Origin of the sequence: Arthrobacter sp. efr-133-R2A-63 (assembly GCF_030209795.1) — a bacterium.
In the GTDB taxonomy this organism is placed as follows: Bacteria; Actinomycetota; Actinomycetes; order Actinomycetales; family Micrococcaceae; genus Arthrobacter; species Arthrobacter bambusae_A.
In genome coordinates this window covers 20,505-34,168 of sequence record NZ_JARVRG010000013.1, presented here as the reverse complement: position 1 = coordinate 34,168, position 13,664 = coordinate 20,505, and the positions used below count along the sequence as shown (strand labels likewise).

General features: G+C 65.3%; 11 protein-coding genes. 8 read left to right on the top strand and 3 right to left on the bottom strand.

Going from position 1 to position 13,664, the window contains the following annotated elements:
- The first annotated feature begins 44 nt into the window (after window positions 1-44).
- Genes QRN45_RS06720 through QRN45_RS06695 form a run of 6 tightly spaced genes read left to right on the top strand, consistent with a single transcriptional unit; the run spans window position 45 to window position 7,438 of the window.
- Window positions 45-911: a glycosyltransferase family 2 protein gene (locus QRN45_RS06720; RefSeq protein ID WP_241707445.1), complete on the top strand. Its 867-nt coding sequence runs from the start codon at window positions 45-47 to the stop codon at window positions 909-911.
- Window positions 911-1,945 (top strand): glycosyltransferase family 2 protein, encoded by a 1,035-nt coding sequence (locus tag QRN45_RS06715; RefSeq protein ID WP_241707444.1) that lies wholly within the window; start codon window positions 911-913, stop codon window positions 1,943-1,945. The genes QRN45_RS06720 and QRN45_RS06715 overlap by 1 nt, the downstream gene beginning before the upstream one ends.
- Window positions 1,938-3,026: a hypothetical protein gene (locus QRN45_RS06710; RefSeq protein WP_241707443.1), complete on the top strand. Its 1,089-nt coding sequence runs from the start codon at window positions 1,938-1,940 to the stop codon at window positions 3,024-3,026. Before QRN45_RS06715 ends, QRN45_RS06710 begins: the two co-directional genes overlap by 8 nt.
- Window positions 3,023-5,170, top strand: coding sequence for a glycosyltransferase (locus tag QRN45_RS06705; RefSeq protein ID WP_241707442.1), 2,148 nt, complete (start codon window positions 3,023-3,025; stop codon window positions 5,168-5,170). Before QRN45_RS06710 ends, QRN45_RS06705 begins: the two co-directional genes overlap by 4 nt.
- Complete coding sequence (locus tag QRN45_RS06700) at window positions 5,170-7,065, top strand: hypothetical protein (protein WP_241707441.1); 1,896 nt, start codon at window positions 5,170-5,172, stop codon at window positions 7,063-7,065. The genes QRN45_RS06705 and QRN45_RS06700 overlap by 1 nt, the downstream gene beginning before the upstream one ends.
- Complete coding sequence (locus QRN45_RS06695) at window positions 7,055-7,438, top strand: hypothetical protein (RefSeq protein ID WP_241707440.1); 384 nt, start codon at window positions 7,055-7,057, stop codon at window positions 7,436-7,438. The genes QRN45_RS06700 and QRN45_RS06695 overlap by 11 nt, the downstream gene beginning before the upstream one ends.
- Before the next feature lie 20 nt (window positions 7,439-7,458).
- Here QRN45_RS06695 and QRN45_RS06690 read toward each other — a convergent pair whose 3' ends face one another.
- Complete coding sequence (locus QRN45_RS06690) at window positions 7,459-8,391, bottom strand: glycoside hydrolase family 16 protein (protein WP_241707439.1); 933 nt, start codon at window positions 8,389-8,391, stop codon at window positions 7,459-7,461.
- A gap of 287 nt (window positions 8,392-8,678) precedes the next feature.
- On the opposite strand from QRN45_RS06690, the gene QRN45_RS06685 reads away from it, so the two are divergent.
- Together QRN45_RS06685 and QRN45_RS06680 are read left to right on the top strand one after the other, a co-directional pair.
- Window positions 8,679-9,887: an alkaline phosphatase family protein gene (locus QRN45_RS06685; protein WP_241707438.1), complete on the top strand. Its 1,209-nt coding sequence runs from the start codon at window positions 8,679-8,681 to the stop codon at window positions 9,885-9,887.
- 209 nt (window positions 9,888-10,096) lie between these two features.
- Window positions 10,097-11,425 (top strand): S-layer homology domain-containing protein, encoded by a 1,329-nt coding sequence (locus QRN45_RS06680; protein WP_241707437.1) that lies wholly within the window; start codon window positions 10,097-10,099, stop codon window positions 11,423-11,425.
- 158 nt (window positions 11,426-11,583) lie between these two features.
- Here the strand turns inward: QRN45_RS06680 and hpaB are convergent, their stop codons facing one another.
- Window positions 11,584-13,038 carry a 4-hydroxyphenylacetate 3-monooxygenase, oxygenase component gene (gene hpaB, locus QRN45_RS06675; RefSeq protein ID WP_078108512.1) on the bottom strand — a complete coding sequence of 485 codons (1,455 nt, stop codon included), beginning with the start codon at window positions 13,036-13,038 and terminating at the stop codon, window positions 11,584-11,586.
- Between the two features lie 66 nt (window positions 13,039-13,104).
- Entirely contained in the window at window positions 13,105-13,641 is a 537-nt protein-coding gene (locus QRN45_RS06670; protein WP_078108511.1) for a flavin reductase family protein, read from the bottom strand.
- Window positions 13,642-13,664: the final 23 nt, after the last annotated feature.

Sequence of the window (13,664 nt, the reverse complement as noted above, 5' to 3'; positions counted from 1 at the left end):
AGGTGTTCTACATTCGTGCAGCTGAACGGACGGGGGTGAAGGCGATGTCCATTGGACAATTGGAGCCTTCCAGCGGCAGGGCACCAATCGCTTCGGCCCAAGGGACTTCGCTCCCGGCGGCTTCGATCAGCGTGGTGATTCCCACTTTGAACGAGGCATTCAATCTGCCGTGGGTGCTCAGACGGATGCCGTCGTACGTGGACGAAGTCATCATCGTGGACGGTCGGTCCGAGGACCTTACTGTGGATGTGGCTCGCGCGCTCCGCTTCGACGTCGTCGTAGTGAACGAGCTGCATGCCGGCAAGGGCGCCGCCATGCGGGCAGGGTTCGCCGCCGCTACCGGGGACATCATCGTCATGCTCGACGCAGACGGCAGCATGGATCCGAGGGAGATCGGTTGGTTCGTTTCGCCCCTGCAGCACGACCACGACTTCGTCAAGGGCTCCCGTTACGTCACCGGCGGCGGATCCGATGACTTGACGCGTTTGCGCAACCTGGGCAACCGGGCGCTCACGGGGCTCGCGAACAAAGCCTTGCACTGTAACTTCTCGGATCTTTGCTACGGATACATCGCTTTCCGCAGGGAGTGCCTTGAGGTCCTGGAACTGAAGTCCGACGGTTTCGAAATCGAGACGGAGTTGGTGTCCCGCGCGGCGCGGGCCGGGCTTCGGATCGCTGAGGTGCCAAGCCACGAGTTGTCCCGCATTTCGGGCAATTCACATCTGCAGACCTTCCGGGACGGCTGGCGGGTCCTGCGCACACTGACCCGTGAGTGCGTCGGTTGGGACGCGCCGACGGCGGGGGTACGGCCGGAGGCGCTCCGGCGCGTCAAGTACCGGTACCCGGACATGAGGCTCCCCCATGTTCCCACCGACCCGAAAACGGTCCTGGCGATGCTGGCGGACGGCTGATGCCCGGGAGCGCCGCCGGCTGGCCAAGCGTCAGCGTGGTGATCTGTTGCTTCACCGAAGCCCGGTGGGAGTTGTTGCTCCGCGGGATCGCCTCGGTCCAGTCCCAAACGTTCCGGCCGGAACAGGTTGTCGTCGTCGTCGACCACAACGAGGACCTGTACCGGCGATTGGGACTGTACCGGCGGCTGACGGGCGCGCTTCTTGGAGTCGAAGTGGTGGAGAACTCCGGGCCGCGGGGTCTTTCCGGCGCCCGCAACACCGGGGTGAAGGCGGCGACCGGTGACATTGTGGCCTTCCTCGACGACGACGCCGAAGCCGCCCCGGACTGGCTGGCCCGGCTTGTCCTGTTCTATGACGATCCGGACGTGTTGGCGGTCGGTGGCCGGGTTGAACCCGTGTGGGAATCAGGCAGGCCGGCGCACTTTCCCGAAGAGCTGGATTGGATTGTCGGGTGTACCTATAAGGGCTTGCCCAGGGTCGCGGCGCAGGTTCGTAACGTGATCGGGGCGAACATGTCCTTCCGCTGCGATGTCTTTGAGCGCGTCGGCGGGTTCAATGCGTCCCTTGGCCGGCAAGGCGGCCGCCCGCTTGGATGCGAGGAAACCGAATTGTGCCTGCGGGCGTCCATCGGCGCCCCGGGAACACGGGTGGTTTACGAGCCGGCGGCCGTGGTCCGCCACCATGTGCCGGCTGCGCGTGGCACCCTGCGCTACATGCTGGCGAGAGCCTGGTCTGAAGGTGTTTCGAAGGCCCAGGTGACACGGCTCCTCGGCCGTGGCGAAATCCTTGGACCGGAACGCCGATACGTCCGCCGGGTGCTGCCGCGAGCTGTCCTTGCCGGACTACGCTCGTGCACGCGCGACGGCGACATGGGAGGGCTGGCCAGGGCCGGAGTGATTGTGGCGGTTCTGGCTGTCACCGCGATCGGCTATCTGCAGAGCCTGTGGGAAACGTCATCGCCCCAAGTGCGGGTGTCCGGCTCCGTTTTGTACCGGCTTATTCGCGACACCAGTGGAGGCAGGCCCAGTGATTAACCAGCAGATTGCCTCGTCACCGGCAGTTGTCTTTGACGTCCACGGACGCGTCGCCATCAGGGTCGCCCAGGGCACCCCAGGCGAGGCGCAGCTACGTGACATGCTGGCCCCGTTCCTGGGCCCTTCGACGTCCCCCCTGCAATTGGACATCAGCGGCGGCGTCAGTCCGGTTCCCTCGCAATCCCATGCCGAAGACGCCTACCGGTATACAGACGATTCTTTGTTCCTCCCGGAGGACCGGGTCCAGGTGACCCGGACCGACAACGGATTCGTGATCGAAGGGGCGGGCGAGCTCCTCACGGCAGTCGTGCCGTTGTTGGACCACTTGTGCATCCGGCAGGATACCGCGATGGTCCACGCGGCGATGGTGAACTATCGGGGCGCGGGCATCCTGATGCCCGCATGGGGCGGGGTCGGGAAGACAAGTACAGTCGCGAAACTCCTGGCCATGCCGGAGGTCGGCTTCATGGCCGATGACTGGGGATTCATCACTGCGGAGGGGACGCTCCTGTCCTACGCGAAACCGATGTTCATCAAACCCCACCACCGGCCAATCTATCCGGACTTGTTCCAGGGAGTCCGCAAGCCGCTCGCGCCCGGCTGGTTGACGTCGACGATCAGCGGTGTGGCCACCGCTGTACACCCTGTCATCGTCCGTTATCCACGCACTGCCGCGTTCACCCGGCGGTGGTCGCCCGAGCACAGGATGGTCCACCCGGAACAGGTATTCGGCGCAGGGAAGATCGCTCCCCGGGCGCCTGCGCGGATCGCCGTCTTCCTCGAACGTTTCGACGGAGCGGAAGCCAGGTTGGAACGCCGCACAGAGGCCTGGATGGCGGCCCGCATTGTCGGCAACTTCCATTCGGAATTGCCTTTGGTTTCCCGGCGACTCATCGAGGCCCTGGGGGCCACTGGCCTCGTGCCATTGGGCGAGCACTTCTCCGCGAAAACCTCCGTAGTCACCAGGGCGCTGGGTGACGTTCCGTGCTTCGTGCTGCGCCTTCCGGTGGCGTGGTCCGCGGACCAGACCTCGGACTATGTCGCGGGCACGGTCACCTCCTTGGTGGATGGCGGGCCGTGAGCAGGAACGAGGACGCCGGCAGCGTCCTGGACGTGTCTGTGGTGATCCCGGCCCGTAACGCCGCCAACTGGCTCGCCGAATGCCTGGAGTCCGTCTTTGACCAGAACCCCCGCGAGGTCATCGTCATCGACGGATGTTCGCATGACGCCACCGTGCAGATAGCCCGTTCGTACGGGGCACGCGTCATCTCCGACGAGGGGCGCGGACTCCCGGCGGCGCGGATGCTCGGTGCCAGGGCCGCGCACGCCGACCTTGTCGCTCTCATCGACGCCGACGTCATCGTGCCCCCTGGCGTTCTGGAGAACCTGATGAAGGAGTTCCAGGCGGGCGGCTTCGACGGCTTGCAATTCGGACTGGTGAGCGAGCCCGACGGCGCGGGCTACTGGGGTGCCGCCCTCGCCTGGCACCATAACCACAGCAGGGTCCGCTCCTGGTTCGGCGTCAGCGCCACCCTCATGCGCCGCAGCGTGCTGCTGGACGCCGGATTCGATGAAAGCTTCCGGTCCGGCGAAGACATAGAACTCCGGATCCGGCTCGAGGCCGGTGGATACCGCCTCGGCGTCTCGCCCACCACCTTCGTCAGGCACCGGTTCGCTGACAGCTTCGAATACGCCCGCGACCAATGGCTTCAGGACGGCGCCGGTTTGGCGCGCACGATGCACAAGCACCCGCGCCGCGCCGCCTGGCTGGTATTCCTGCCCCTGCTCGCGACGGCCCGCGGGGTCCTTCTCTCCTTGGCCACCGCTCCCCGATACCTCCCCTATTGGGCCGGCTTCGTCCTCTACAACTACGGGGCTTTTGGCAGCACCTTGCTGCGACTCCCCAGGCACGGACTGTCCCTCGGCGGGAACGCCGTGTGGCTCGCGGCGGCCCGCATTGCGCCAATGGCGGCCGGGCTGCTGTTCTGGGCCCTCGCCGCCGTCGTGATTCCTGCCGACCGCCTGGGGCTGGCCTCGGCTGTGGTCGCAGCCACCATGCTGACCGTGCAACTGGGCATGCTCGGCGTCGGCCCGGCCACGCTGTCCGTGCTTCCCGCCCAAGCCGACCAGGGCCGGGCCCTGATTCCGGCAAGCGTCGCCGCCGTGAGCTTTTCGTCGCTCCTCATGGCCACCGGCTTGCTCGTCGTAACCTCTTTCCAGAGATCCGGCGTCGGCACCGCGTGGACGAACCCCGTGATGAGCGCCGCCTTCTTCGCCGCGGCGCTCCTCGCCGCCGTCGCATACCAGTTCGACCACATCGCCGTCGCCCAGGCGCGGGCGGATCGCGCGTTGACGCGCAGTCTCGTGCAGGCCCTGTTCCAGCTTGGCACCCTCGCCGTCTGCCTGTTCGCCGGCTACCGGGATCCTTCCGCCATCGTCGTTGCCGTGGCCATGGGTGCCTTGGCGAGCGTGCTCCTCGGCCTGCGCCAGCTCGGACGCACAGATACCGCCCTGGAGTGGACGCAAGCGAACTGGCGCGAAGTGGTGAAAGTCTGGGGTCCGGGCCTTCGCCAGCACGCGCTGATGCTTGCCGACCGCGCGCCGGGCTACGTTCTCCCGCTCGTCGTTGCGGCGGCGCTGAATACCTCGGCCGCAGCAGCCTGGTACGTCGTCTGGATGCTGGCTTCAGCGATCTTTTTCGTGCCCCAATCGGCTGGCTATTCACTCCAGACCGCTATTGCTGCCGACACGTCCGATCCTCGCGTTCCTTCACCTCCAGGCCTGGTCCGGAGGGCTTTGCAGATGAGCCTCTTCCTCACCGGGCTTGCCGGGGTGTTGCTGCTGGCGGCCGGCTCCCTGCTGCTGCCGTTGTTGGGGTCCGGCTACGCCTCGGCGTGGGTGCTGCTGCCGTTCCTGGTCCCGGCGCTGATGTTCACTTGCGTCACACAGGTCTATTACGGGGTGTGCCGTTCCACCGGGCGTTTGGCTGAAGCCACGGTGGTCGCGATTGCCGCGTGCGTCCTCGCGGTGGCACCTGCTCCCGCAGTCGCCCAGCACTTTGGCCTCACGGGAGTGTCCGTGCTCTGGTTGGTCTCCCAACTGGGAGCAGCCGTGGTCGCCGGCGGCCGCTTGCACCGTTTCTCACGGGGCCACGGAACCGCCTGGACCAGACGGAATATCGGGCGCACTTCCGGGTCGCCTGCGCACGGAGTACCGGCACCGTAATGGCCGTACAAGCCCCTTGGAGTGTCTCCTCCACCCGCTTGCACCGATCCGACGTCGGGACGTTGCCCCTCGTCGCCTCCGGCCCGAAGCGCCTGCATCCCGCCCAACATCGGGCCGAGCGCGGTGACCCGCGGATTCCGGGTGCCCTCGCGGTGATGGCGGCAACTGCCTTGATCCTGGGGGTGTGGGCGCTCAAAACAGTAAACGCCCAGGACATTGGCGGTGCCGGCCTGATCCAGGTCCTGCCTCCCAGCTATTTTTTTGCCCTGGGCCTGAGCCTCGCCGGGTTCGTCGGTTCCCTCGGCCTCAAGGTTCTTCGCCCGTGGCTGCTCGTCGTTCAGCTTCTGGTGTTGATCGTCGTCCTGCATGGGGCCGACCCGATCATCCATGGCCTGCCCCGTTTGGAGGCGAGCTACCGCCACTTGGGCATCACGGATTACATCACGCAAACCGGAGGACTGGACCGGAAGCTGGACGCTTACTTCAACTGGCCCGGGTTTTTCGGGCTGCTGGCGATGCTCTCGAATACCACGGGAGTCCATGACCTGACCTGGGTTGCCACGTGGGCGCCGGTCGGCGTCAACGTCCTGTTCATGCCTGCCCTGCTGGCGCTGGCCCTGCGCCTTGGCTCCAGTCCCAGGCAAGCATGGGCCGCCGTGTGGATGTTCTACCTGGCCAGCTGGGTGGGGCAGGACTACCTCTCCCCACAGGCTTGCGCCTTGCTGCTGCTGCTGACCTTGATCGCCTGTGTCCTGACGGTTTTCCCCGGGTGGCCGTGGAAGCCGGCGGGCAAGCCCGCCGGCCGGCTCAGGAATCTTGCCCGTCGACTCGAACCAGGCAAACCGGCGCCGATACCAGGCGAATTGCCGGGGTCTGCCTTCATCACCTTGGCCGCAGTGTGCGTAGTGCTGCTGGCCGGGATGACGGTTGCCCATCAGCTCACTCCCTTTGCCGCGATCCCCATCCTGGCACTGCTCGCCCTGAGCGGAAGGTGCCGGCTGCGCTTCCTTCCGGTCCTGGCGCTACTGCTTCCGGTCTGCTGGCTGGTCCTGGCCGCCACCCCTTTCCTCATCGGCCACCTGCACACGCTCTTCGGGTCCATCGGCAACATCAACGCCGCCGCTTCAGCCTCGTTGCTCAACAGGGTGGGCGGTAGTCCGGCCCACCAGTTCATCGTCTACTCCCGGCTCGCGGAGGGAGCCCTGGTCTGGGTCCTCGCAGGACTAGGCAGCCTCCGCGGGCGACGGCTGCGGAGGCCGTGGCTGGCTGCCGCACTGGGGACCGTGGCGCCCTTCGTCATGTTTCCGCTCCAGTCGTATGGCGGCGAGCTGCTGCTCCGGATCTACCTCTTCAGCCTTCCGTTCGCCGCGAGCCTGGTCGTGCTTCCGCTGCTTCCCCGTGGCCCGAGTCCGCCCGGACTGCGTCGGATGGGCGTACTCCTGCTGCTCGGATCGATCATCGCCACGGGCACAGTCGCCACCCGGTATGGCAATGATGCCATCGAGAATTTCACTCCGGATGAGATCGCCCTCGTCAATCAGCTGTACGCCACCGCCCCGCATGGCTCGGTCCTCATCGAGGCCGTTCACGACACGGCCTGGAGGTATGCGCACTACGCCGGATACCGGTACCAAACGGTCCTCCCAGCGGAGCCGGCACGCCCTGGGGACCCGCAGCCCGGCTGCTTGTCGATAACCCAGCTCGTCCCGTCCGCGGGCGCCTACTTGATCGTCACTGCAAGCCAGGTCAGCGCATCCGGTGTTCTCAACACGGGGCCGAGCGAAGGCTTGCAACACTTCATCGACAGGTGCGCCCTCCAGGGAGGCTGGTCGCTGGAGTCCCGCAATGCCGGCGGTGTGGTCTACCACCTGCAAGGAGCACCGAATGGCATCTAGGCACCGGAGCGTCGCGACGATCGGCGCGGTAGTGGCGGTTATGGCAGTGGCGTCGATTCCTTTGTCCTTCACCGGCCCGGAGGGACTTCGCCTTGCTGTCATTGGCCCGTTCCTGCTCGCCGGCCCGGGAACGGCCCTCATCTTGTTCCTGAAACCCCGGCGCATCCGGAAAGGAACCGGATTCGAGATGCTCCCGTTGGCCGTGGCGATAGCGGTGAGCTTCAGCCTCGCCTTGGCCATCCTGCTCTCGACGGCGATGCTTTACGCCGGTTTCTGGCATCCATCGGCGGCTGTATCCGGCTTGGCCGTGCTGACCTTGGGCCTGCTCGTTGCCGTGGACCGGCGGTCGCGGCGAGAGGAACCGGCGCCATAACGAACGTGCGGACAGTGCGCCTACGCTTTCGCCCAGATTGCCACCCAGGCCACCTGCAGGTGCCCGGCCGTTGCCGGCGCGGGGCAGCCGGTCAGGCAGGATTCGGTTTGGAGGATGTAATGCATCGGCTTGTCGGGGATGCCGACCGTGCTGACACCGATCGAGACACCATCGAGGAAGAACTCAACGCGCCCGGGCGTCCATTCGGTGGTCGCGGTATGCCATGCCGTGAACCGGGCACCGGACGGGTTTTCATGGAAGATGTTCTTGTCCGAGCCAGCCTGGTGGACTGCGCCGTAAAAGGACTTGGACAGATCGCCTTCGGGGTAGTCGATCTCTCCGTCCTGCGGCCAGACTCCGCTATCGGGCCACAACAGCCACGCCGTCTTGAACCCCTGCAATGCCTCGGACCTGAACCGCACCGAATACCGGCCGTACAACAGGCTGTCGTACGGACGCCCGTTGGCAGGGTGCAGCTTCGGCGCGGGTGCCGCACCCATCGAGATACCCTTCTCGCTGTGCAGGTACATGTCGAGCATCCCATCCTTGACGCTGAGCACTTTCGATGGGTAGTAGCCCGACTTGCCACCGCTTTGCTGACCGGCCGTGTCCGGTGTCCCGTCGGCGTAATTGACACTCCATTTGGCGTTGTACGCGGGCCCGGGGAAACTCCCCAGCGGAACGTCCCCTTCGCTGAAGTCTTCAGTGAATACCTGCCGCCACCCGGGCAGGTCCCCCACGGGCATTTGTCCCGTCGCCCGGGACTGCCCTGCGCCGGCCCCCGCCGTCGACGTTCCGGCCGACCGGCTTGCGCCCGGCGACGCCGGGCCACCCGGGGGTCCGGCGACGCACCCGGAGAGGACCAGCGCCAAGGAAGCGACGAGAACGATCGGGATGCCCGCACGGCGCGCAGTCTTGAAATTCCTGCTGTTTCGCCGCTCGTCCACGTGCATGGGAGCCAGTGTGGCGGCAAACCCACGCCGATACAAGGCCCGCCCTCTTCGTCCATGATCGGGACGTGGAGCGGCAGCATCCATTGCCTTGGCTGCGAATTCACAGCGAACCCGAAGCCGGTAACCATGGCCCCGTTGGACATAGTGTGCAAAAGTGTCCGAACCGGAACGCTTCCGCGATACCTGCTACCGCCAAGACGAAGCGTCACCGTTCGGCGCGGACCTGCCGGCATGCCGGCCAAGTCTGCCGCCCGGGATCGGCAGGATCGTGGAGGAAGCAGGATCAGATGAAACTCAGAATGACATCCGGCAGAAGAGTCCCGGGCCGCGTCCGTCCGCAGCACCGCCGACCCAGGGTTGAGCGCGTCGTCCTGGTTGCCGCGCTCTTGGTGGTCGGCACGGCTTGCCAAGGTCCGTCGGGTGACGGAACACCGGCTCCCGGTCCGAGCACCACCGCCACGACCGGCTCGTCCACGGTCCCGACGTCGGCGGCCCCGTCGCCCACCGACAGCCCCCTGCCGACGGCCGCGGCAGCGGGGAAGATCGGGCACGTCTTCGTGATCAATCTGGAAAACCAGAGCTACGACAAGACCTGGGGCCCGGACTCGGCAGCCCCCTACCTCTCCCAGACCCTGCGCAGCCAAGGAGTCCTCCTGACCCAGTACTACGGCGTCGCCCACCATTCCAACCCCAACTATCTCGCCCAGATCTCCGGACAGGCATCCAACCCGATGACGCGCAATGACTGCACGACGTATGCCCCGTTCGTCCAGACAGGAACCGCGGACCCGGGCCAGGTGCTCGGATCGGGCTGCGTTTACCCCGCTTCAGTCCCGACGCTCGCCGGGCAACTCAGCAACGCCGGGAAAACCTGGAAGGGATACATGGAAGACATGGGCACGGCGTGCCGCCACCCGAACCCGGGCGCCAAGGACACTTCCCAGAACGCCAAAATCAATGACCAGTATGCCACCCGCCACAATCCCTTCGTCTATTTCGCCAGCATCACGTCCTCCACCGACTGCCAAAACAACGTCGTGGACTACTCCAACCTCGCGAAGGACCTGCAGTCTGCCGCCACCACCCCGAACCTGACTTACATCAGCCCCAACCTTTGCCACGACGGCCACGACAGCCCCTGCGTCGACGGACAGCCCGGCGGGCTGGAGAGCGCCGACGCCTGGCTCAAGGAACAAGTCCCCGCGATCCTCAACTCACCGGCCTACAGGCAGGACGGCGCGCTCGTCATCACCTTCGACGAGGCGGACGGTAACGCAACCGGCCCCTCGGGCCTGCCGGGGGGAACAGCCGGAGGACTTATCGGCGCGCTGGTGCTGTCTCCATTCAGCAGTCCAGGCACCACGAGCGGGACGATGTACAACCATTACAGCCTTCTCGCCACCATGGAGGACATCTTCGCCGTCCCCCGTCTCGGATATGCCGGAGCACCCGGGCTGCGGAGTTTCGGGCGGGACGTGTTCAACACCCGACTTTGACCTTGCGGAGAATCCGCACCGGCCAGCACTGCAATCCTGGATTTGGTAACGCAACTGTAACCGCACCCATGGTGCCATTGGTTCTCGACGGCATTGCCGGGTGCCTGGGCCGGGGACCGTCGCAACAACTTTCGCCACAGGCAGATCAAAGCCGGCTTCCTCGCACCTCCGAGGAAGCCGGGTGTCGACCGTAGCTTGGAGGACGGACAATGAAACGACTGTACCGGTTGGGACTCTCCGGAATTCTCGGCCTCGCTTTGGGTGCAAGCGCGGCAATTGTTGCGGCACCCGCCGAGGCAGCGTCGGTCACCTGCCAGCCGGGAACCGCTGCACCTACGGACAGCTTCCCCGGCACCACGGTGGTTGCCGACAACTTCGAATCCGGGACCTTGTCCCCGTACTCACCCGTCACGCAAGGGACCGGAACGGCCGCTGTCAGCTCGACCATGGCCCACGACGGCGCATGCTCCGCCTACCTGCACGCAACGATTGATGCCGGTTCGATCTCCAATATGTCCGTGCCCCTTCCCTCAGGCACCACCCATGCCTACGCGGCCGGCTGGTTCAACATCACCACCGCCGGTGTGGCAGGCAACGATGTTCCCTACTTCCGCTTCTTCTCCGGGGCGACACGGATCATGGACATCTTCCGTTACAACAGCACGTCCAACTTCGTGTTGAGGGTCACTGCGCCGGACGGCACCTTCAGCTATACAACGATGGTCGGGACCGTTGCGCTCAACAGCTGGCACCATATCGCGATGGACGTCACCGCCAATGGAAGCGCCACGGCGGCCCAAGTCTGGTTCGATGACAAGTCCGTCTTCTCCTCCAGCACCCTCAACATCTCGGCAACGTCCGTGAGCAGTGTGATGCTGGGCTCGGAACACCCGACGCAGCAGGCCGACATCTACGTGGACGACCTCATCGTGAAGAATGAATCGGCGTCTGCGTCGTATTCCTTCACCGACGTGACCTCGAGCTACCCCTTCTACAAGGAAATCACCTGGGCCGCTGACGCAGGCATCACCACCGGCTGGGCCATGCCGGACCAGACCCGCCAGTTCCGGCCCTTGGAGTCCATCAGCCGCGAAGCCATGGCCGCCTTCATCTACCGCTACATGGGCAGCCCTGCGTACACCCCGCCGGCAACACCGAAGTTCGCCGATTATCCAACGAACAGCCCCTACTACAAGGAAGTGTCCTGGCTGGCAGACCAAGGTATTACCACCGGCTATAACGACGGCCCCAACGGGGCACCGACCTTCCATCCACAAGGCACTGTCAACCGCGATGCCATGGCAGCCTTCATCTATCGCCTCAACGGAAGTCCTGCAGTCACGGTAAGCAGCAACTTCATCGATGTGCCTGCCAACTACCCCTTCTACAAGGAAATCACCTGGCTCGCCAACAACAAGATCACCACCGGCTGGGCCCTCCCTGACGGCACGTCGGAATTCCGGCCCGGCATCGCAGTCGCCCGCGACGCCACCGCGGCCTTCCTCTACCGCACCAACGCCATCTACCCCAGGCCCTGAGAGCGGTCCGGCAACGGAAAAGGGGACTGACGGTCAGCACCGTCAGTCCCCTTTTTCCGTGGGCGGGCGCCCCTCTGTTTGGCCAGATCCTCCCGCACAGCTGCCGGAAGTCGACGGCGACGCTCGCCGCCGTCGTCGTCGTCCGCGCCGTGGCGCGTTCAGTCTTTCCGCTCGAGGAACTCCCGCACCCGCGCGCGGGCCGGCTCGCGGTCATAGCTGTTCACCAGGGCGGCCGCCATGCGGACAGGGTCACCGAAGAAGAAGTACTCATACAGGGCCTGGCGCCCGGCGAACGCGGAAATGCTGGCATCGAAGGCGAGCTTGAAGAGGCGCACGCGCTCCGGGCCGGTCAGCGTCTTCGCCTGCAGGTACAGCTCGATGTCCGGCAATGCCTCACTGGCCACGTCCGCTTCGCCCGGCAGGGCCATGAGGCCGGACGCCGAGAACTTCCGGATGATCGCGGGGAAACGCTGGGCAACCTTGGGGTACCAGTTGCGGGCCGCATTCAGGGTGGGCCAGTGCGGCAGGAACACGCCGTCCGGGCTCGGAGCGGCCTGGGCTTCCGCCGCCACCATGAGGGCCTTGCCGATTTCGACGGTCTCGATCAGCTCCGCGAGGTCCTCCTGGATGTGCTGGAAACCGTCCACCCCGATCGATGCGGCAATCTCGGAGGCCAGGCCCAGGAAGAACTCGCTCTTCGCGATGGTCCGCGTGACCACCTGGTGGGTCATGAGGGCCCCGGCGCCGGTTTCGGAATAGAAGGCATTGCACAGCTCAGGATGCCCGAGCATGAAGATGCGCTCGTTGGGCACGAACACATGGTCGAAAACGACGACGGCGTCCATCTCCTCGAATCGGCTGGCGAGCGGCTCGTCGTGGGTGCCTCCGCCGTTGTAGAGCGACGTCCGGCACAGGTAGCGCATGCCGGGCGCATCGTTCGGGAGGGCAAACGCGTAGGAATAGGGAGCATCTTCCGGCGTCGAGCGCAGAAGCGTCGAGGGGAACACGAGAAGCTCGTCGGCGATCGGTGCGATCGTGGCGAGCATCCGCGCACCGTGGACCACAATGCCATCTTCGCGTTCTTCCACCACCCTGGCCGAGAGCTGGCCGCCGAGCTGCTCGGAACCTGACACCGAACGGTTGACTTGCGGTGGAATCAGGGTGTGCGTGGCCAGGAGATCGTTTTCGCGGCAATGCTCGTAGTATTTGCGGATGTTTTCGCCGAACATCGGATCGGCCTGGGCGAACCATTTTTCCGCGGCGGCAAGCGCCGTAAGGGCGCCGTTCATGTAGTCGCCCGTCCGGCCCAGGAATCCAAGGGAATACTCAGCCCAGGTGCGGATAGCTGCATGCCGATGCTCGAGGTCTTCCTTGCTGCGCGGCACCAGGAACGAGGCACTCACCCGGTCGCCGGTCGTCGGGGACTCGTAGGTGAGGGCGTCCGCATACTTCGGGTCATGCTGCATGTCGAAGAGCTTCGCGTACGTGCGGGCCACGTTCCTGAATGACGGGTGGTCGGCGATCTTCTCGGTGACCGTTTCGCCGTCGATCAGGACGTGGGGGTTCATCGAGTTGAGCTTGTCCAGGTACTGCTGTCCGGTCCGGATTCCCATGGTTGTCTCCAATGATGGTTGAGCTGAAACGGCATGTGGATGCGACGTCGACGGGCCCCGCATCAACTACAAAAGATCCTCCATTCCCAATTGGCTTTCCGGGATGGTGGTGAAGGAGCTGTTGGCGAAGGCGAGTGCGTCGCCGCTGCGGTAGTTGAAATCCACCACTTGACCCAGGTAGAGGGTGTGGTCACCGCCGTCGTAGGCAGCCCATGGCGTGCATTCGAAATAGGCGAGGACGTTGGATAGCCGGGGCGCAATGTCGCCTTCGACCCAATGGGGCTCGGGCCCGGGACGGCCCGCGAAATGCAAGGCCAGCTGCTTCTGTTCGGCGCCCAGGATATTGACGGTGAATGGGCGCCCGGCAAGCTCGTCGTGGGCTTTGGTGTTGCGGGCGATGCTGACGAGGACCAGCGGCGGCTCCATGGACACCGAGGTGAAGGAATTGACGGTAATGCCATGCCGCTTGCTGACGCCGTCGAATGTCACGATGGCAACGCCTGTGGCGAAGCGGCCCAGGCTGCCGCGGAAATGATGTGCCCGCGGCCTCGAGGTGCGGCCGAGGGGTCCCGGCTCCGCATTCTGGCTGGACTTGGCAATCATCGTGGATCCCTGGCTGGAGATTG

Bases quoted from the DNA above. Each gene is read 5' to 3' on its own strand.
- QRN45_RS06680 (WP_241707437.1), top strand. From the start codon at position 10,097: ATGAAACGACTGTACCGGTTGGGACTCTCCGGAATTCTCGGCCTCGCT.
- QRN45_RS06670 (WP_078108511.1), bottom strand. From the start codon at position 13,641: ATGATTGCCAAGTCCAGCCAGAATGCGGAGCCGGGACCCCTCGGCCGC.
- hpaB (WP_078108512.1), bottom strand. From the start codon at position 13,038: ATGGGAATCCGGACCGGACAGCAGTACCTGGACAAGCTCAACTCGATG.
- QRN45_RS06685 (WP_241707438.1), top strand. From the start codon at position 8,679: ATGAAACTCAGAATGACATCCGGCAGAAGAGTCCCGGGCCGCGTCCGT.
- QRN45_RS06695 (WP_241707440.1), top strand. From the start codon at position 7,055: ATGGCATCTAGGCACCGGAGCGTCGCGACGATCGGCGCGGTAGTGGCG.
- QRN45_RS06700 (WP_241707441.1), top strand. From the start codon at position 5,170: ATGGCCGTACAAGCCCCTTGGAGTGTCTCCTCCACCCGCTTGCACCGA.
- QRN45_RS06720 (WP_241707445.1), top strand. From the start codon at position 45: ATGTCCATTGGACAATTGGAGCCTTCCAGCGGCAGGGCACCAATCGCT.
- QRN45_RS06715 (WP_241707444.1), top strand. From the start codon at position 911: ATGCCCGGGAGCGCCGCCGGCTGGCCAAGCGTCAGCGTGGTGATCTGT.
- QRN45_RS06690 (WP_241707439.1), bottom strand. From the start codon at position 8,391: ATGCACGTGGACGAGCGGCGAAACAGCAGGAATTTCAAGACTGCGCGC.